Raw genomic sequence first — 19510 nt, 5'->3', positions numbered from 1 at the left:
CTTTTTCATGTACCTGCACATTTGACATCAATTTGTGGGCTTCAAATATTATGTAAACCTACGGGCTAGCATACATACTCTCTGTTTAAAGACACCCATACGAAAGATCTGTAATATTCATGCATGCATTCTCAGTAATTATTTAGTGTAGCTACCTTCTACTGTACCCTCTTTATCACCATGATCGTAATATCATCGCTTTGTTGGTAACTATCCGAATGGGAAATTACTTGTTCATAGATCTGCTGTAGAATAAACGAAGCAGATTCTTCAGCACAATTTTCAATTACGGCTACAGTGCGGTCAAGACCAAACTCCACTAGATCCTTATTCATTGCCTCAGTAATACCATCCGTGAAAATGATAACGATATCATCAGGCTCGAGGGATATAGACTTACATTCATAGGTAGCCTCGTCAACTACTCCCAAAAGCATGCCTGTGACTTCCAGTTTTGAGTGTAATTTATTTGTTCTAAAAACAAGGGGCTGGTCATGACCTGCATTACAGTAATGAATTTTATGATCTTTCCTATCAAGCACCCCATAGAACAAGGTAGCAAACTTAGTTGCCTCGGTGTTTCGGTAAAGAAGCTTATTAATGTTTTCCACACATTTGTTTGTCTCCTTATGTATCAGCACCTGACTTCTTAAAGAGGCCTGAAGCCCCGCCATTAATAATGCAGCAGGCATCCCTTTCCCTGTAATATCACCAATACAGAAACCCACATTGTTTTCATCAATTTCAATAAAATCATAGTAATCACCACCAACTTCCTTAGCGGGAACATTGAATCCAACAATTTCATAAACCGGTATATCAGGATTCTTATCCGGAAGTAAATTATTCTGGATCTGCGTGGCAACCTTCATTTCTTCTTTCAGCATCAGATACTCTTTTTCCTCTTCATAAAGACGAGAGTTCTCAATGATCTGAGCAGACTGAGATGCAATTATAACTAACAGACGGCGGTCTTTTTCTTCAAATAAAGCTTCATTTTTTTTATTAAAAACTGCCAGATAACCTATCAGATCACCCTTGGCAATAAGTGGTACACATAGCATACTCTGAATCGATGCTCCTGTTTCAGGCGGAAGTGTGAATCGGTTATCAGCACCCAGGTCATTGCTTAAAAGTGGCACTTGTTTTCGCAACATCCATCCTGTTATTTGATGGTCCAGATGAATGGGAACTCTTTGCTGGGTTAAATCTTGTCTGCGGATCATAGTATGGAATTTTATATCCTCACTCCCTTTTTCCAGCAAGCTTACGGTTCCCTCTTCCGCATTCAAATGCTTAACGCACTTTATGACTATAGTATCAATGATCGTTTCAACAGACTGTGTAGAACTGATGGAGGAGGCAATATTATTCAGTATGGATAGCTCATTTACTGCCAGTTTTAGCTGTTTATTTTCCTCAATAAGTTTTTGAAAATCATCCATATCTGGTCATAAAAAGTAATGTTAGCGAAATTGGGTAAAATAAATCAGGCTATTACCACTTTTTAATGTACATTATAATGTATTAAGCGATCTAATCATATATATTTTTAAGTTATGGGTTCTTTTTAAAAACTATGATAGGTAAGCAAATCCTACATTATCAGGTATTACAGAAACTTGGCGAAGGGGGGATGGGTAAGGTATATCTGGCTGAGGACACGCGCTTAAACAGAAAGGTTGCTTTAAAGTTTCTTGCTTCCGGGGTTACTTCCGATGATTCTCAGGTGAAACAATTCAGAAATGAAGCACGCATTGCAGCCTCCCTCAGTCACCCAAATATAGCTCAGGTTTATGCAATCGAAGATTGTGAGGAAGGCAGTTTTATTGCCATGCAATATATTGATGGGGAAGACCTTGATACTTTTTTAACTAAAGATGAAGTCACAATAAAACAAAAAGAGGAGATCGCATTAAAAGTTGCTGAAGGTATCTGGGCAGCTCACAATAAAGACATCATCCACAGGGATATAAAAGCCGGTAATATCATGGTTACCAATGAAGGTCAGGTCAAGGTCTTGGATTTTGGTCTCGCACAGCTTGCCAGTGTCTCTAAACCGGCAAGTACAGGAGTGCGAATTGGAACTGCTCCCTACATGGCTCCGGAATTGATCCTAGGTAGAGATGCCGACATTCGTTCTGAAGTATGGGCCTATGGAGTCGTACTCTATCAGTTATTTACCGGGCAACTTCCTTTTGATGGAGCTTACGATCAAGCCATTACCTATTCCATATTAGATGAAGAACCACAGGCTGCTCACAGAGTTGCAGCTGATATCCCATCCTACATTGAACTGATCATTGATAAATGTCTTCAGAAGAAACCCGAAAACAGATATCAAAGTTTTCAAGATATTATTTCTGATATCAAAGAATACACTCATGCTGCCTTTACTAAAACGGGTAACCCACCGACTTTAGTTAATATAATAACCTCAAAAAAGATTGCCCTATTTTCCGTGTTAGCCTTATTGATCATTATTCCATTAGGCTTTATAATTTATCAAATGTCAAACCCCTTTGATGGCAAAATCAGAAAACTAGCCATCATTCCATTCAAAAATGTTAATGATAATAATATAAACCGTGTACTGCTGGATGGTGTACTTGAAACCATGACCAGTAAGCTTTCACAAATTGATAATTATAAAGAGGTTCTTTGGGTCATCCCATCAAGTGAAGTTATCAATAATAATGTTTCTACGGCCCAGGAAGCCTATAAATTTTTTGGAGTCAACCTTGCAGTAACGGGTAGTTTTCAGGATCTGGATGAGATTAAGAGATTGACGATCAATCTGATCGATGCAAAAAACCTGAGGCAATTGAAGTCCAGTGTTATTGATATATCAGGTGATAATATTCTGAATCTCCAAACCGAAACCGTACTGAAGCTTATTGAGATGCTGGATATCCAGGCGGATGATCAGATCAAGGGGACTCTGAATCAAGGAATTACAAATGACCCTGAAGCTTCATCCTATTATATCAGTGGACAGGGGTACCTGCACCGTTATCTGCAAGAAGACTATCTAAATAATGCTATCATGCTTTTTAATAAAGCCATAGAGGAAGATCCTGATTATGCCTTAGCCTACGCTGCCCTTGGTGAATCGTACTGGAGAAAATATGAGATACTTAATGTCGTCACATATGTTGACTCTGCAAGAATATTCCTAAATAAGGCCATGGAGATTAACAGTGAATTGACACCGGTCAAACAAACTATTGGCCTCTTGGATCTGGGTACGGGTGACTATGAAAAAGCTATTGATGTTTTCACCTCCATTCTTGAGCAAGAACCTGGGAATGAAGTTGCCTATGGAGGCCTTGCTGAAGCCTATGATAACTTGGGGATGTATGAAGAGGCCGAGAAAACCTATAAAAAAGCCATTGACCTGAAACCGGGTTTCTGGTTGAGTTATAAACGGCTTGGTAATTTTTACCTCAGAAAAGGTGAGTATGAAAAAGCATTGAAGCCATTGTATGAAGTAGTTCAATTAACTCCGGATAATCACGACGGATACTCAAATATTGGTGTTATTTATTACTACATGGCTAATTGGGAAATGGCTAAAAAATACTTCACGGAGTCATATGAAATGGAACCAACCTATTCAGCCGCATCTAATCTTGGCACTGTCAATTATATTGAATCGAATTATGAAGAAGCTGCAAAATATTACTCTCTGGCTTTAGCGATAAATCCAAACGATTATCAAATTTGGGGTAATCTGGCTTCTCTACAAGGATTACTAGGGGCAAAAGAAGACGAAAGAGCTAATTATTTAAAAGCCATCGAGGTTGCAGAAAAACAGCTTGAAATTAATCCCAATAACATAAACCTTATTTCAGTTCTTGGTTCATATTATTCTGATGTAGGAGATTCATTGCAAGCTGTCATATATCTGGAAAGATCATTGAAATTAGCCCCGGAGTTACCTGATCTAATATTCAGAGCAGGAAGTGCCTATGAAAATCTTGGAAATAGAGAAAGAGCCATAGAATTGATGACTCAGGCTCTTCTTAGAGATTATCCACTTGAAAACATATTAATTCAGCCTGAATTATCTAGCTTGGTAGCCGATAGTCGGTTTCAGGAAGTAATTAATACATATAGAACCACCGATTAGGATTACATAAGTAATAATCCAAATAGGTTTAACATGAACCAATAATATGGAAGCAAATGAAAAATACAATAAACATATGGGTGGGTCTAATTGTTATTGCTTTAGTAAGCATGGCATCAGTGACTCAAATAAAAAAAATCACATACTCCGTTAAAAAAATTGATACCAAGTGGTATGTCGTTAATGAACAAAATAAAGCAATGCCAATTGAGGCTAACAGAAATGATGATATCGAATGGGCTGCAGAAGGGTCAGATATGGTGTTTCAGTTTCCTCAGGAACTCAGCGTTTATTTTACCAAAGAAGATGGAAGTACAGTTGGAACCGGATACTACATTGAAGTAAAAGACGGAAAAAAACTTAAACTAAAGGTCAAAAATGATGCACCACTTGGCAGATATGTGTATTCTGTTCTCGTTAAAAAAGATGGCACCTTTGCTGAAGGAAGCTCACCTCCAATTTTGATCATCAGGTAATTTCATTATTTAATTTTTTAACAACAGTCAGCTTTTCATTTGAAGCCGTTCAATTTACTATTAACTGGAACGGCTTCTCATGATCCTTATCAACTAGCATGGAACGTTAATTCAATAATATTCAGTTTGTTATTAGATTTAATTGCTCACAATGACTCTACGGATATCTCTTATAACCATTGGTCTTAATTTAGTTTATACTTTTGTCCTTTTTGCCCAACCCTTAAATGGTTATAAGGATAGTCTTGAAAACACCATGAAGCAGGCTGATTCAATAGAATCACTCAGAAGCATACTGATTCAAAAAGACGGAGAATTACTGAGCGAAAAATATTTCCGAACCGCATCCCCCGACTATCCCTACAACATCAAATCGGCATCAAAGAGTATCATTTCACTATTGGTTGGTATAGCTGTAGACAAAAGTGATATTTCAATTGATGAAACTCTTGGTGGTTATTTCCCCGAATACTTTGCATCTAATCCGAATTCCAGGAAGGAGTCCATAACGATCCGCAACTTGCTTTCCATGCAATCAGGATTGGAGACTACCAGTTTCTATAATTACAGGCGTTGGGTAATAAGCGACAACTGGGTTGAATTTCAATTTGATCAACCCTTAGAAGAAGAGCCCGGAGGCAAGATGGTGTATAGCACAGGGATCTCCCATTTACTTTCAGTGATCATTACTAAAGCCACTGATATGAGCACCAAAGCGTTTGCCGAAAAATATTTATTCACACCGTTAGATATTCAGGTTGGAGGTTGGGATCGCGACCCTCAAGGGTATTATATGGGAGGAAATAATATAGCTCTCAAACCCCGTGACCTCCTTAAGATCGGTCAGCTTATGCTAAATCGCGGTACCTGGAATAATGAACAAATTGTTTCACAGGGTTGGGTTCGTGATTCATTTCAAACTTACACCCACAGTAATTTTAATCCCTATGATTATGGATACATGTGGTGGAACCGACCTGTCGGCGGTTATGAGGTTTATTTTGCTTGGGGTTTTGGAGGACAATATATTTTCATCATTCCGGAGTTAAACAGTGTGACAGTTATCACCTCTTTCCTGGAAAATGCTACACAAAGAAGAACGTATAAAGAACCGATCTTTGATCTACTCGAAAAAAATATAATCCCCTATCTCAAGAATAATTAATATCTCCCAGTAATTATTTAAATAAAGTTTAACAATTTTGTAACAAAGGTTCAGCTCAGTACTCTATCAATATATAAGGTACAATTAGGGTAATACATACTTCCGTTGGTAGTTAGAGGATTCACTGATGCTGAAAAATTACATCAAGATTGCGATAAGAAATCTCCTTAAAAAAAAGGTCTATTCGCTTATCAACATCACAGGTTTAGCTATTGGTCTTGCAACCTGCATTCTTATCGTAACTTACGTTATTAATGAAAGGAGCTATGACTCTTTTCATGAAAGATCAGAACAAATTTACAGAGTCGTTCAAACCACAATATCCGCTGATCGAGATGAGGATCAGGCTACAACTCCGTTTGGACTTGCCCCGATCTTAAAGGAAGAATATCCTGAATCCATTTTAAATACGGTCCGGTTTTTTGATATGCAACAGGAGTCCCATACATTTGTGAACCGAGAAGACCAATTCTCATTCCGCGAAGAAAACTTTTATTTCACTGATTCCACATTTTTTGATGTCTTTTCAGCAGTAATGCTTCAGGGAGACCCGACCACTGCACTGCGGAACCCTCTTTCACTTGTGCTAACAAAAGAGCTTGCTGAAAAATATTTTGGAGATAAAAATCCCATCGGTAAAACACTGAACTATAAAGGCATTCGCGACATGACCATTACAGGCATTATGCAAAACTGGCCTGAGGAATCACATATGAAGATCGATCTGCTAGCCTCCTTTACAAGCCTTGATGATATTTATGCAAGCAGCCCTGAGTACAACACAAGCTGGCTTTGGAACCCCATCTGGACATACGCGGTCATTGGGAAAAATACTGATCCAAATATTCTTGAAGAGCAACTTCAGACACTTGCTGATAAATACTATTACGCTTATTCCGGATGGCCGGCTGATGAAACCGTATATCTTGAACTGCAACCCATCACAGACATCTATCTGCACTCCAACCGTGACCAAGAAATGGAAGTTAACAGTTCTTCACTATACACAAATATCCTTTTGGCAGTCGCTATTTTTATTCTGATCATCGCCTGCATCAATTTCATGAACCTTTCAACGGCTCGATCGCTGGAAAGAGGTCGCGAGGTGGGTCTCAGAAAAGTAATGGGTGGTTATAAAAAACAGCTTGTTTCTCAATTCTTAGGAGAATCCTTCTTCATATCCCTTATTGCGATCATTCTGGGAGTCGGCATGATTTATCTTGCGCTGCCATTCTTTAATGATTTGACCGGAAAGGCTTTACGTTTTGAGCTTTTTCAAAATAACTATACTATTCCTGCTCTTCTGGGACTCACCATATTCGTTGCATTTTTTTCCGGCTCCTATCCTGCTTTTTTTCTCTCATCGTTTAATCCGGTTCAGGTTTTAAAAGGTAGCGGACTTACTAAATCGTCCGGTGTTCTTTTTCGAAAAGTTCTTGTCACATTTCAGTTTTCACTTTCTGTGATCCTGTTGATCGGAACAGCTGTAATTTTTCTTCAACTAAATTATTTACAGAAAAAAGACCTAGGCTTTGATAAGAATAACGTGCTCCTTCTTCCCACCAAGCAAAATCTTATTAGCTGGGAATTCGATACATTTAAGGAACGAAGTTTAAATCACTCCCAAGTTCAAAACATTACTGGCTTGGGAAAGATACCCGGAAGTGAAGTACAGGAATTTTATCGATATGTGCCGGCCGGAACCGGAGAATCAGAAGATGCCACTAATCTGACACTTCACGTTACCCATGACTTTATTGATACATTCGACCTAAACCTTTTGGCAGGCCGTACGTTTTCCCGTGATTTTACAAGTGATTTCGATCAAAGTATTTTGATTAACGAATCCATGCTTTCAAAACTGGATGCAGAAACTCCCGAAGAGGCTATCGGTTCCACTTTTTATTTTTATCCGCCTGTTGGGGACCGTGAATCTTTTACAGTTGTTGGAGTGACCGAAGACTTTAACTACTCGTCCCTTAAAAAAGAAATTCAACCATTGGTCATAAAGTTGGTTCAGGGAACACAACCAATTCTAGGTTATGTGGTACACACGGCAGTGGAACTTTCACCGGGCAATCCTTCTTCTGCCATTGAGCATCTGGAGCGTGTTTGGAAGCAGATCAACCCTATTGATCCATTTGAATACCGTTTTTTGGATGATCGTCTTAACGAGATCTATGAGTCAGAACAGAAAATGAGTTCATTAGCTACTGTATTTTCGGTCCTTAGCATAATTATTGCCTGCCTTGGTTTATTAGGGCTATCCTCCTATTCTGCTCACCTAAAACAAAAAGAGATAGGCATCAGAAAAAGTCTCGGAGCCTCTGTGATGAATATCGTAAATCTGCTATCAAAAGAATTTCTGTTATTGGTGATCTTTTCCAATCTCATAGCCTGGCCAATATCATATTATGGTGCAAAAAAATGGCTTGCGAACTTTCCCTACCGGTTTGACCTCTTTACATACCTTCCCATCATTTTTGTTACATCCGGTCTGATCATATTGATTATTGCACTGGCAACCGTAAGCTATCATTCTATAAGGGCTGCTATGATCAACCCGGTTCAGGCTGTACGGAACGAATAGTCTTAAGTTCTTTAAAAATTCATGTGGTTTACGTACCATTATGGAACCTTTCATTTAGGGCAATCATTGGGTTAGTATGAGATCGAAAAATTATATATCGCTTTTATTAGCACTAATATTTCTTCCCATCACGCAGGCGTCCGGAAATATTGTGCAACAAGACAGTACAGTCGATAAGACCGTTACTGTTATTACGATTAAAGGCACGATTGGGCCTACTACCACCAATTATATTACCCGCGGCCTGGAAACAGCTATAGAGCAAAATGCTGAAGCTCTGATAATAGAGCTTGATACCCCTGGCGGACTTCTAAATTCTACCCAAGACATCGTTCAGGAAATGCTTGCTTCAGAAATGCCCATTGTTGTTTACGTAACCCCTTCCGGTGGAAACGCAGGAAGTGCAGGAACCTTCATCACCCTTGCCGCACATATTGCGGCCATGGCTCCGACTACAACTATTGGTGCAGCATCGCCCGTTTCAATGGGTGGAGGACAACAGGATACAGTGATGCAGAAAAAGATCTTTAACTACTCAGAAAGTTTTATTGAGAATATCGCCAAAGAGCGGGATCGAAATGCGGAATGGGCTAAATCAGCCGTGAGTGACGGAGAAGCGATCACCGAAACTGAAGCATTGGAATTAAATGTCATTGACTTGATCGCAGCTGATCTAAATGACCTGCTTGAACAAATTGATGGAAAGGAGGTCGAAGGCAGAGTTTTATATACTTCAAACGCCACTATTGAGCCACTTGATGAAAGTTTTGCAGAGAAATTCTTCAGCTTCATCATGCGTCCTGAAATTATGCTAATACTGACTATGGTTGCGATATACGGTATAGTCGGTGAGGTTACCAACCCCGGAGCTATTGTTCCGGGTATGGCTGGCGTCATTGCATTGATCTTGTTACTCTATGGGTCAGCTGCCATGCCGATAAATGTAGCCGGATTTATTTTGATAGGATTGGCTATTGTCTTATTTATAACAGAAGCATTCACCCCAACCTTTGGAATTCTTATGACAGGAGGAGCCGTTTCATTTTTCCTTGGAGCTTTAATGTTGTTCCAGGATTTCCCCAAAGAAATGCAGTTGGATTGGTACTGGTTGGTCCCTGCAACCATTTTAATGGTCATATTTTTTGGTTGGATCGCAACTTCGGGCATCAAGGCACAATTTACAGGACACCGAACAGGCCTAGAGTCACTTATTGGGAAAAAAGCCAAGGTCATTGACGATGTTGACGAAAATTCGGGTCGCGTTATGGTATCAGGTGAATATTGGAATGCTGTTACTGAAGGAGAAGAGATTAAATCAAACGAATGGTGCGAGATAGTCCGTTTCGAAGGACTTACCGTAACCGTAAAACCTTACACCCCTAAAGAGGAGACTCATCATGGAGCCGACTGAAGTATTTTCAGGATATATAACCTGGGTAATTACCCTTGTTGTTTTCTTTGTATTATTAGCCCCGCAAGTTTTCAAGATCTTACGAGAATATGAACGAGCCGTTGTTTTCCGTCTTGGTAAATTTCAGAGCGTAAAAGGACCGGGACTTATTATACTGATCCCTTTTATTGATAAAATCGAGAGAGTGGACCTTCGTGTACTCACCATCAACGTTGATCGTCAGGAAGTGATCACCAAAGACAACGTAACCGTTAACGTAGATGCCATTACTTTTTTTCGAGTGGTAGATGCCGAAGCAGCTGTTATACAAGTTGAGAGGTATATTCATGCCACATCCATGCTGGCCCAAACAACATTGAGAAGTATTATTGGTCAGGTTGAATTGGATGAACTGCTTGCCAACCGTGAAAAGATCAATAAACAGATCCAACAAAATATTGATACTCAAACTGATCCATGGGGAATTAAAGTAGTATCTGTGGAAGTAAGGGATGTTGTTCTTCCTGAAAACATGAAGAGAGCAATGGCACGTCAGGCTGAGACCGAGCGTGATCGTCGAGCGAAAGTCATCAACGCCGAAGGTGAGTTCCAGGCCGCAGAAAGACTGGTTGACGCTGCCAAGATGATCGAAACCGCACCGGCCGCTTTACAATTGCGCTTCCTGCAAACCATGAATGAGATAAGTGAAGAGAACGCCACCTTTGCCTTCCTTCCACTGCCAATGGATTTTCTGGAAGCTTTCAAAAAAGTAGTTCCATCAGATCAGATCAAAAAGAAAGACAGTGATGATAAATAGAAAATCATAGATCAGAGCATCCATTGGTTCCAACACCAATTTTTCTCTGATACAAATACCCTGGCTCCGATGCTTTGCGTCGGAGCCTTTTTTATGTACATGTTTCCTCCTTCATGCCATCTATAGTTTTCTTAATTTCGGCTATCCTCGAACTAACAAATAAAGATCTCAATATGAGGCCTATCAGATTACTGACTCTATTTTTATCAATCTTCATTATCTGCTCCGGAACGGCATACGGTTTTCAAGAAGTACCCGAATCAACTCCGGAACCTCGCCAACAAGATCTGCTGGCTAATCCACAACGCACCGTTCACACCTTTTTGCACTGGCAACAAGCCGGACACAAAAAACCGGAATATGTGGTTACCACCATGAAGCTGGCCGGTGGTAATAAAGATAAAAAATTAGAACTGGCTGAGAGACTTCTTAAAGTTTTGGATGCACGGGGTTTGCTCATTGAATATGAGGATATTCCCAGTAATTCAAACTACACTGACAGCCTATCAGGACTCCAACAGTACATTTTGTTTCAAAGCCTGCCTGAGATCTACCTTACCAAAACAGCACAAAATGAATGGGTATTTTCTAAGGCAACCACTCAGGCTATACCGGAATTATATGCGAATACATTCTCAAGCGCGTTTACCTTCCTGATCGACCAACTACCGGAATGGTCCAGCAACGAATGGTTTGGGATCAAGGTATGGCAGTATCTCGCTGTATTCTTTTGGATATTACTTGGTCTTATATTCATGAAGGTATTTGAATTTTTTCTGGACAACTACGTTCGCCGTCTGGCACACAAAACCAAATTTACCTGGGATGACGACCTCATTGACGGCATTGAAAAACCATCCGGTTATATCTTTGTAACAGCCTTTTTTCTACTTACCTATTCGAATCTTCAGTTCTCCGTTACAGTCAGCCATGCACTATCCGTTTTTCTTGAGGTCGCATTATCTGCTACGGTCGTCTGGCTTTTTTATAATCTGTCTGATGTATTTTCGAAATACCTAACGGTTGTCACTTCAAAAACAGAGACTGAGCTAGACGATCAGCTTGTTCCCCTCATCCGAAAAACTCTTAGGTTCTTTGTCTTAGTAATGGGTGTTATCGCCATTCTTCAAAATAACGGTATAAATGTAGCTTCACTGATTGCCGGATTAGGTATTGGTGGTTTGGCAGTAGCGTTGGCTGCACGGGAGACACTCGCTAATTTTTTCGGATCAATTACTATCTTCATGGACCGGCCCTTCAAGATCGGTGACTGGATCAAAACCGGAGATGTTGAAGGAACGGTAGAAGAGGTTGGCTTTCGTTCAACCCGTATTCGAACTTTTTATAATTCGTTGGTGAGTGTCCCAAACTCCAGTGTTGCCAACACAGATATCGACAATCTTGGATTGAGGAAATACCGGAGGTTAAAAACTGTACTCAACCTTACATATTCAACCACACCTGAGCAAATGGAAGCTTTTGTGGAAGGTATCAAGGCCATTGTAAAAGCCAACAAGCACTTTCGCCAGGATATGTATGAAGTGCATTTCAATTCCTTTGGGCCTCACTCCCTTGATGTGCTGGTCTATGTCTTTTTTGATGTTCCTGATTGGAGCACTGAATTACAGCAGCGCCATAATTTCCTATTAGAAATACTGCGACTTGCTAAGGAAGTGGGTGTTGAATTCGCCTTCCCAACGCAGACTTTACATATGGATAGTTTTTACAAAGATCAGCCGCGCAAAGTAGGCGAAGAACGAACTGAAGAGGAGTTGGTATCTGCTGTAACTGAATTTGGACCTGATGGGAAAAAAGGGAAACCGGCAGGTATTCGAATATACAGAGATGGCGAAGAATTAGATTTTGGACCTAATAAATAAACAAAACGAAAGGCCACAGAAAAAATCATTTAAATCTCTGAAATACATGCTCCCAAAGATCTTGTATCCTTAGCAAAAACAAAAAGCCGACTCTAGTGAGCCGGCTTTTAAAATGAATCTCAACTATGACTCTTCAAGCTTTATTTTTCAGCTTTCTCATCTTCCTTCTTGCCTGAAAATGCATCAAACACCATAACCAGATCATTAGCAACTTGCTCCTTAGTGCGCCCTTCAATACGATGCCGCGGTATTAGTGCTTTGATCTCTCCATCTACGAAATAAGCGAAAGATGGTGAGGATGGTGGATATTCACTAAAATAAGCTCTGGCATGTGCCGTTGCTTCTTTATCCTGACCGGCAAACACGGTTACCATATGATCGGGCTTGGTCTCTGTATTCTCAATAGCGATTCCCAAACCGGGGCGTGCATTTCCTGCCGCACAACCACATACCGAATTCACGACTAAAAGCATTGTTCCTTCGTATTCCTTCATCGCACGATCAACATCGTCAGTGGTCTTTAGCTCCTCAACACCAAACTGAGTCAGCTCTTCTCTCATCCAAGACGTATCAGGTCCCATTCCAAATCCAAATTGCATAATAATCTCTTTGTTTTATTGATTGCTATAACGTGTTAAAAATACAAAATATTTAAGCCAAAAATAGATGAGGCTTTCCATTCCTGGAAAGCCTCGAAATATATTAAATACCCAACCCTATGCAGGTCAGACTTAATAGGTCTCGTATTTATTTAGCAGATTTAAAGTTTTCTGCAACCTGATCCCAATTGACCACATTCCAAAAAGCTGCTACATAATCCGGTCGACGATTTTGGTAGTGCAAATAGTATGCATGTTCCCAAACGTCAATACCCATAATTGGTGTATAACCTTCCATCAACGGGCTATCCTGGTTTGCAGTAGAATGTACTACAAGGTTTCCACTGCCGTCTACTGACAACCATGCCCATCCGGAACCGAAACGGCCACCGGCTGCAGACGAAAATTCTTCTTTGAACTTGTCAAAACTTCCAAAAGATTCGTTAATAGCTTCAGCAAGCTCACCTTCTGGTTTTCCTCCTCCACTTGGAGACAGAATAGTCCAAAAAAGATTATGATTAGCGTATCCGCCACCACTATTAATTACAGCCTGTTTGACATCAGAAGGTACTTCATCAATTCTGCGTAGTACTTCTTCAATATCTAGATCGGCAAATTCATGTCCTTCAAGGGCTGCATTCACTTTGTTTGTGTATCCTTGATGGTGCTTGGTATGATGGATCTTCATCGTACGGGCATCAATATGTGGTTCAAGTGCATCGTAGTCGTACGGCAGATCTGGTAATGTATAAGCCATTGTTTACTCCTTAATTTAATATTCGTTAACTGACGCTTAAATCTTGTGCGCCTATTATTTATCGTTCCTAAACATAAGCAAAACGGTCATTAAATTCGTTCCTCCCATCCATCAATAGCTTCTATATTTTAGATTTACTTATACTATAACATAAATGTAACTCTGAAATCCATTTAGATTTAAAGTATCTTTAAGTTCAAATTCACATTACTTTTACTCACTCACATTACTTATGAAGTACAATTACGACGTCATAATCATTGGTAGCGGCCCGGCAGGTTTTTCGTGCGCCATGCAGAGCTCAAAATTCGACAAGAAAGTTTTAGTTATTGAAGCTAATGAGGATTCTTTTGGTGGCACATGGATCAACTCCGGAACCATTCCAAGTAAAGCCTTACGCGAAACAGCCCGGATCATACAGCGTTTTCAAAGTCAGTTTGAGCATCTTTCTGACGAAAAGGCTTATCAGCATCATCAGATGTCCGAATTGCTCAAGTACAAGAGTGAGATACAGCAAAGCAAGAACACTAAGGTTGAAAATGATTTCAAAAAAAATGAGATCGATACGGTTCGTGGCTTTGGAAAATTAACGGATGATCACACCGTTGAGGTAACTGACAAGGAAGGCAAGAAAAAAACCTATAAAGGTGAATTTATCTTCCTTTCACCGGGTAGTAAACCGGTCAAACCCAAAGGATTTGACCTGGACCACAACAAGGTGCTTGATTATACTTCTATCTTGGACCTAACCCATATTCCCAGAAAATTATTAGTCATCGGAAGCGGTGTTCAGGCTTTGGAATATGCTACCACCTTTTCTAATCTTGGAAGTCGCGTTTCCATTTTGAATGAAGCAGATTCATTTCTGCCTTTCCTTGATAATGAGATCAAAGATCAGCTTGATAAACTATTGGTAAAACAGAAGATCGAAGTCTTTTCCGATGCTGAAAAAATCGAGATCAATACAAATACCATCCGTAATACAACAGAGGTCAGATATAACCTGCGACAGGATAACGAAGGTAACAGAACCCGCGTTATTGAAACAGAACATGTTCTCTATCTCGGGGGAAAAGTGCCAAATACAGAGGGTTTAGGGCTGGAAAATACCGGCATTGAAACCGATGAGGAGGGTAATATTTTAGTTAACGACGATTACCAAACGAGTATTGACAACGTTTATGCCGGTGGAGATGTGATCGGCTATCCCGCCCTTGCTTCAGCTTCTTTTTCTGAAGGCCGGCTGGCATCATGTAATATGTTTGGAATTCAGGTTTTGGACGTTCCACCCGAAATTCCTTTTGCAATCTACTCCATTCCTGAAATTTCTAGTATTGGATTGACCGAAAAGGAAGCTAAATCACGCGGTTATGATGTCACTATTGGTCGGGCTTACTATAAAAATATTACACAGGGTGATATCAGTAATCAGCAGGACGGTTTATTAAAACTGGTTTTTGAGACTGAATCTCTGAAATTGGTTGGTATCCATATCATTGGTGAAAGAGCCAGTGACCTGATCCACCTTGGACAGGCAGTGATGTCACTTGGTGGAGATATCCGCTACTTCATCAACCATGTTATGAACTATCCAACTTACAGTGAGGCTTATCGTATTGCAGCCTTTAATGGGATCAACAGAGTCTACAAAGCAGGCGTCAAATACAAGAAGATCCTAAAGAACAATAAGTAAAATACTGAACAAGGAATATTTAATATTGAAGTAATGTAAAACGGCTGCTTCCAGCTTGGAACCAGGCTACTTCTTATATCGATATTCCTTATTCAATATGCGATATTTTAAACGTAGTGTATTGCTTTACGCATTCCTTCTGAGTCATACTCAAAATCTTCCGGCAAGGTTTTTATGCCTTTTTCCTCAGAGATCTTAGCGGAATAAGCCAATACCATCGCGTCCACTATATCATCTTCTTCGACTTCATTACGCCGAAAATCTTCCTTGATATCCCGGAAGAAGTCATCTGCAATAGGCTCTCGGTCTTCGATCAGTTTTAAACGATGCTTTATTCCTTTTTTCAGGTTTTTCTTTTGATAGATCATCCCTCCGTTTATGGTTTGAAAAAGCAATTCAGGATGAGATTCCAGAACCTTATCCCTCAGGCTTTCATCAGCTCGCAGCAATTCATCCACTAGCTGGATCTTTGGTGTGATATTCCATGACTGCAAAGTCAGTTTCTTATCGGTGTACTCATGGCTGATCATATTTGCCTCCACATACGAGGGTGCCATCAGTGCTGGCCGTATCGGTGGGCTGAATACACTTGAGGCGTAATCACCACCAACTTTGTTACGTAATAAAGCATCTGCCTCACGAGTATAATTTTCATCCTCAAGACCGATCGGCATGTCAATGAATATTCTGTCAAAGGTCTCAAAAGCATTCTTCAAATCCTCCCTATTTCTAAGCACTTCGTACTTTTCATCACCTTCATCAAATGTGATGAGGATCCAGCCCGCTTTACAACCGTCTATTCCTGCTGTTTTCACTTTAATTGATCTTTAATGTTCTTCTTTATCTGAATATGCAATTCGTCCAGCTGATGTTCATCTACTACATCAGGGGAATTATCCATCATGCTTTGTGCTTTCTGGTTCTTAGGAAACGCAATAACATCTCGAAGGCTTTTTGCCCCGGTCAGTAACATCACGGCCCGATCCACTCCAAAAGCTATGCCTCCGTGTGGAGGAGCTCCATATTTAAAAGCATCGAGCAGGAATCCGAATTTTTCTTCAGCTTCACGTTCCCCGATCCCTAAAAGTTCAAAAACTTTACGTTGCATTTTCTGATCATGGATACGTATGGAACCGCCACCGAGCTCATTTCCGTTCAGTACCAGGTCGTAGGCTCGTGCTTTTACTCTTCCAGGATCCGAATCCATTAGTTCCAAATCTTCTTCTCTTGGTGAGGTGAATGGATGGTGCATCGCATGATAACGTCGCGTTTCTTCATCCCATTCAAGCAATGGAAATTCAGTTACCCATAGAAAGTTATATTTTGTCTCGTCGATCAGGTCGAACTCCTTGCCCATCATCAATCGTAGCTGCCCAAGTTGCTTGAGAACATTGGGTTTTGGCCCGGCCAGGATCAACACCAGATCACCCTGTTTGGCTTCTGATTTCTCAACCATTTGATCCACGATCTCGTCAGTCAGGAATTTAGCCACACTGCAAAGTGGCCCGTCATCCTGCATCTTGATATATATAAGCCCACCTGCGCCGGTTTCCTGTTTTACGCGATCGGTTAGACGGTCAATAGCACCGCGCCCCATATTACCCTGACCAGGAACAGTAATTCCAACTACACCGCCTCCTTTTTTAACCGTATCAGAAAAAACTTTAAACTCTGCATCTTTAACAATATCTGAGAAGTCTTTAAACTCCAGTCCAAAACGAATATCCGGTTTATCAGACCCGTAAGTATTCATTGCTTCCTCATAGGTCATTCGTGGAAAAGGCGTTTCCACTTCATAACAGATAGTATCTTTAAATACTTTTTTCCAGAGCGATTCATGGGTTTCATACACATCTTCCTCATCCACAAAACTCATTTCGACATCTATCTGAGTAAACTCGGGCTGACGATCAGCACGTAAGTCTTCATCCCTAAAACACTTCACGATCTGAAAATATTTATCATAGCCTGAAACCATCAAAAGCTGCTTGTACGTCTGCGGACTCTGAGGCAATGCAAAGAACTTTCCGGCATTCACACGGCTGGGCACCAGGTAATCACGCGCTCCTTCAGGTGTACTGCGCATCAATACCGGAGTTTCCACTTCTACAAAATTGAGATCGTGATAAAATTGACGAACCGACTGATAGAACTTCGAACGCAGCATAATCTTTTCCTGAACCTCCGGTCTTCTTAGATCCAGATATCGGTATTTAAGCCTTACATCTTCATTTGTTGAAATGCCGTCTTTGATTTCAAACGGAGGGGTATCAGCTGCGGAATAGATCACAAGGTCTGTCGCTTCGATCTCAATCTCACCCGTTGGCATTTTGGGATTTAAATTCTCTTCACCCCTCGTGATGACTTTACCTTTAACACCGATCACATATTCAGCGCGCAATTGTTCTGCTTTCTCATGCAGCTGATCATCTTCTTCGGTAAATACAACCTGAGTTACGCCATAACGGTCACGCAGATCTATGAATATAACACCGCCCAGGTCACGGCGGGGTCCAACCCATCCATTTAAAATTACTTCTTCGCCAATATTTTCTGCTGTAAGTTCTCCGCAGGTATGTGTTCTTTTAAGGGTCATTCTTTTAGATGAATCGTAAAGTGAAAACTTTTGGTTGTTAAGGCGCTGAAAATACGCATAATGTAAACGAATCGCTTAATCAATGTCGCAGGAACTCATTTTTCTGATAAATACTTTCGCTACTTTTTTCATGACCGGGCTTATATGGATCGTTCAGCTCGTTCACTATCCCTCATTTCACTATGTAGGAAGTGATAACTTCAAAGCCTTTCAACTTCACCATGTGAATAGTATCGATAAGATCGTGATTCCGGTAATGGTTGTTGAACTCGCAACTTCGTTTGGATTGGCGTGGTTTGATGGTTTTCTAAGCCTTAATGCTGTCGGTTTTTATATCGTTATTCTTATATGGGCTTCAACAGGTCTTTTCTCGGTTCCGGCTCATAATAAACTTGAGTCTTCAAAAGATCATAATGTGATCAAAAATTTAGTATTAACCAATTGGTTGAGGACTGTCTTATGGTCTTTAAAATCTGGGCTTAGCCTATACATTTTAAGTAAACTCATCATTTTTTAAGTAGTGATTTTGCAATAAAAAAAAGCGCATGAATAATGCGTTAAAATTAAATTAGCGCAATTACCTCATTTTTAACTACATTATATGCCCTTCTGCGAGTGGGTCGTGGAGGGAACCATTCTACCTGGGGAGGTAAAATGAATATCATCGACACTATTGTTGCAGACGGCAACGAAATATTCAGGCACGGGCTAAGTGCGATCTTACGCACTGAAGGAACATTTGAAATTCAAAGTGAGATCGATAACGGAGCCCTGGTTTTAACCGCTTATGAAAGCGTAAGGCCCGACCTGTGTATACTCTCCTTTTTTATGCCCGAAATGGAAGGCATTATTATCGCCAAAAAGATCATTGACAGAGATCCCGATGCCAATATCCTATTGCTTGCTGATGAAACAAACCGCAAAACCTTGAACGAGTTTCTGGATTCAGGTGCATATGGGCTCATACATAAATCTGCTCACCGTCTGGAACTTATTGATGCCGCTGAAAAAGTAGCCAAAGGTGAGAGATATCTTGGTAAGCAATTCTCCAGAATGATGACAGAAGAATACAAACGCCTCGCCCAAAAGAAAAAACGCCCCGACCCTGTCAAGTCTATCACTAAAAGAGAGCGCGAGATCCTTGGCTTACTCACAGAAGGGCTCACCAGCACTGAGATAGCAGACAAACTTTATATCAGCCCACGAACAGTAGAAAAGCACCGAACCAATCTTCTTAAAAAACTGGATCTCAGAAATACCGCTGCCTTGGTTCGGTTTGCCATGGAAAATGAGCAAGCTCTTCTATAAAAATCTCCTCACTTTACTATTTTTTAAGTGCATGAGTTCTGATTTGTTATATATTCAGAAGGCTTTGACGATTTAACACTCTGCCTATCATAATCTTACTATAAACT

Annotated in this window: 15 protein-coding genes; 10 read left to right on the top strand and 5 right to left on the bottom strand. The window is 40.4% G+C overall.

All coding sequences use genetic code 11. The features are described 5' to 3' along the window. Nucleotides 1–158: 158 nt before the first annotated feature. On the bottom strand, nucleotides 159–1445 hold the full coding sequence (locus ACKGJO_RS14330) for a GAF domain-containing SpoIIE family protein phosphatase (RefSeq protein ID WP_411324147.1): 1287 nt from the start codon (nucleotides 1443–1445) through the stop codon (nucleotides 159–161). A 134-nt stretch (nucleotides 1446–1579) separates the two neighbouring features. Here ACKGJO_RS14330 and ACKGJO_RS14325 point away from each other — a divergent pair, with 134 nt between their 5' ends. From ACKGJO_RS14325 to ACKGJO_RS14295, 7 genes are all read left to right on the top strand, one after another. Next, nucleotides 1580–4132: a protein kinase domain-containing protein gene (locus ACKGJO_RS14325; protein ID WP_411324146.1), complete on the top strand. Its 2553-nt coding sequence runs from the start codon at nucleotides 1580–1582 to the stop codon at nucleotides 4130–4132. Between the two features lie 56 nt (nucleotides 4133–4188). After that, on the top strand, nucleotides 4189–4608 hold the full coding sequence (locus tag ACKGJO_RS14320; RefSeq protein ID WP_411324145.1) for a hypothetical protein: 420 nt from the start codon (nucleotides 4189–4191) through the stop codon (nucleotides 4606–4608). A 151-nt stretch (nucleotides 4609–4759) separates the two neighbouring features. Then, nucleotides 4760–5773 carry a serine hydrolase domain-containing protein gene (locus ACKGJO_RS14315; RefSeq protein ID WP_411324144.1) on the top strand — a complete coding sequence of 338 codons (1014 nt, stop codon included), beginning with the start codon at nucleotides 4760–4762 and terminating at the stop codon, nucleotides 5771–5773. Between the two features lie 127 nt (nucleotides 5774–5900). Then, on the top strand, nucleotides 5901–8363 hold the full coding sequence (locus ACKGJO_RS14310; protein ID WP_411324143.1) for an ABC transporter permease: 2463 nt from the start codon (nucleotides 5901–5903) through the stop codon (nucleotides 8361–8363). A gap of 76 nt (nucleotides 8364–8439) precedes the next feature. Then, the gene (locus tag ACKGJO_RS14305) at nucleotides 8440–9774 is read left to right on the top strand and encodes an NfeD family protein (RefSeq protein ID WP_411324142.1); all 1335 of its coding nucleotides are present in this window, start codon (nucleotides 8440–8442) and stop codon (nucleotides 9772–9774) included. Beyond that, complete coding sequence (locus ACKGJO_RS14300) at nucleotides 9761–10570, top strand: slipin family protein (protein ID WP_411324141.1); 810 nt, start codon at nucleotides 9761–9763, stop codon at nucleotides 10568–10570. The genes ACKGJO_RS14305 and ACKGJO_RS14300 overlap by 14 nt, the downstream gene beginning before the upstream one ends. Nucleotides 10571–10743: 173 nt before the next feature. Beyond that, a complete protein-coding gene (locus ACKGJO_RS14295; protein ID WP_411324140.1) occupies nucleotides 10744–12450 on the top strand; it encodes a mechanosensitive ion channel family protein in 1707 nt (568 codons plus the stop codon). 140 nt (nucleotides 12451–12590) lie between these two features. Here ACKGJO_RS14295 and ACKGJO_RS14290 read toward each other — a convergent pair whose 3' ends face one another. Both ACKGJO_RS14290 and ACKGJO_RS14285 read right to left on the bottom strand, forming a co-directional pair. Continuing rightward, nucleotides 12591–13049: a BrxA/BrxB family bacilliredoxin gene (locus tag ACKGJO_RS14290; protein ID WP_411324139.1), complete on the bottom strand. Its 459-nt coding sequence runs from the start codon at nucleotides 13047–13049 to the stop codon at nucleotides 12591–12593. Between the two features lie 148 nt (nucleotides 13050–13197). Then, on the bottom strand, nucleotides 13198–13806 hold the full coding sequence (locus tag ACKGJO_RS14285; RefSeq protein ID WP_411324138.1) for a superoxide dismutase: 609 nt from the start codon (nucleotides 13804–13806) through the stop codon (nucleotides 13198–13200). 232 nt (nucleotides 13807–14038) lie between these two features. On the opposite strand from ACKGJO_RS14285, the gene sthA reads away from it, so the two are divergent. After that, nucleotides 14039–15499, top strand: a complete 1461-nt coding sequence (gene sthA, locus ACKGJO_RS14280) for a Si-specific NAD(P)(+) transhydrogenase (RefSeq protein ID WP_411324137.1) — start codon at nucleotides 14039–14041, stop codon at nucleotides 15497–15499. Nucleotides 15500–15606: 107 nt separating this feature from the next. Here sthA and ACKGJO_RS14275 read toward each other — a convergent pair whose 3' ends face one another. Continuing rightward, on the bottom strand, nucleotides 15607–16314 hold the full coding sequence (locus tag ACKGJO_RS14275) for a DUF429 domain-containing protein (protein ID WP_411324136.1): 708 nt from the start codon (nucleotides 16312–16314) through the stop codon (nucleotides 15607–15609). Next, entirely contained in the window at nucleotides 16311–18095 is a 1785-nt protein-coding gene (aspS, locus tag ACKGJO_RS14270) for an aspartate--tRNA ligase (protein WP_411324135.1), read from the bottom strand. Before aspS ends, ACKGJO_RS14275 begins: the two co-directional genes overlap by 4 nt. Before the next feature lie 82 nt (nucleotides 18096–18177). Between aspS and ACKGJO_RS14265 the strand changes: the two genes are divergently transcribed. Then, nucleotides 18178–18612, top strand: coding sequence for a hypothetical protein (locus tag ACKGJO_RS14265; protein ID WP_411324134.1), 435 nt, complete (start codon nucleotides 18178–18180; stop codon nucleotides 18610–18612). Nucleotides 18613–18749: 137 nt separating this feature from the next. Then, nucleotides 18750–19403, top strand: a complete 654-nt coding sequence (locus tag ACKGJO_RS14260; RefSeq protein ID WP_411324133.1) for a LuxR C-terminal-related transcriptional regulator — start codon at nucleotides 18750–18752, stop codon at nucleotides 19401–19403. Nucleotides 19404–19510: the final 107 nt, after the last annotated feature.

Source organism: Gracilimonas qinghaiensis (genome assembly GCF_046602855.1).
Classification (GTDB): Bacteria; Bacteroidota; Rhodothermia; order Balneolales; family Balneolaceae; genus Gracilimonas.
This window is presented reverse-complemented; position numbering and strand designations above follow the sequence as displayed.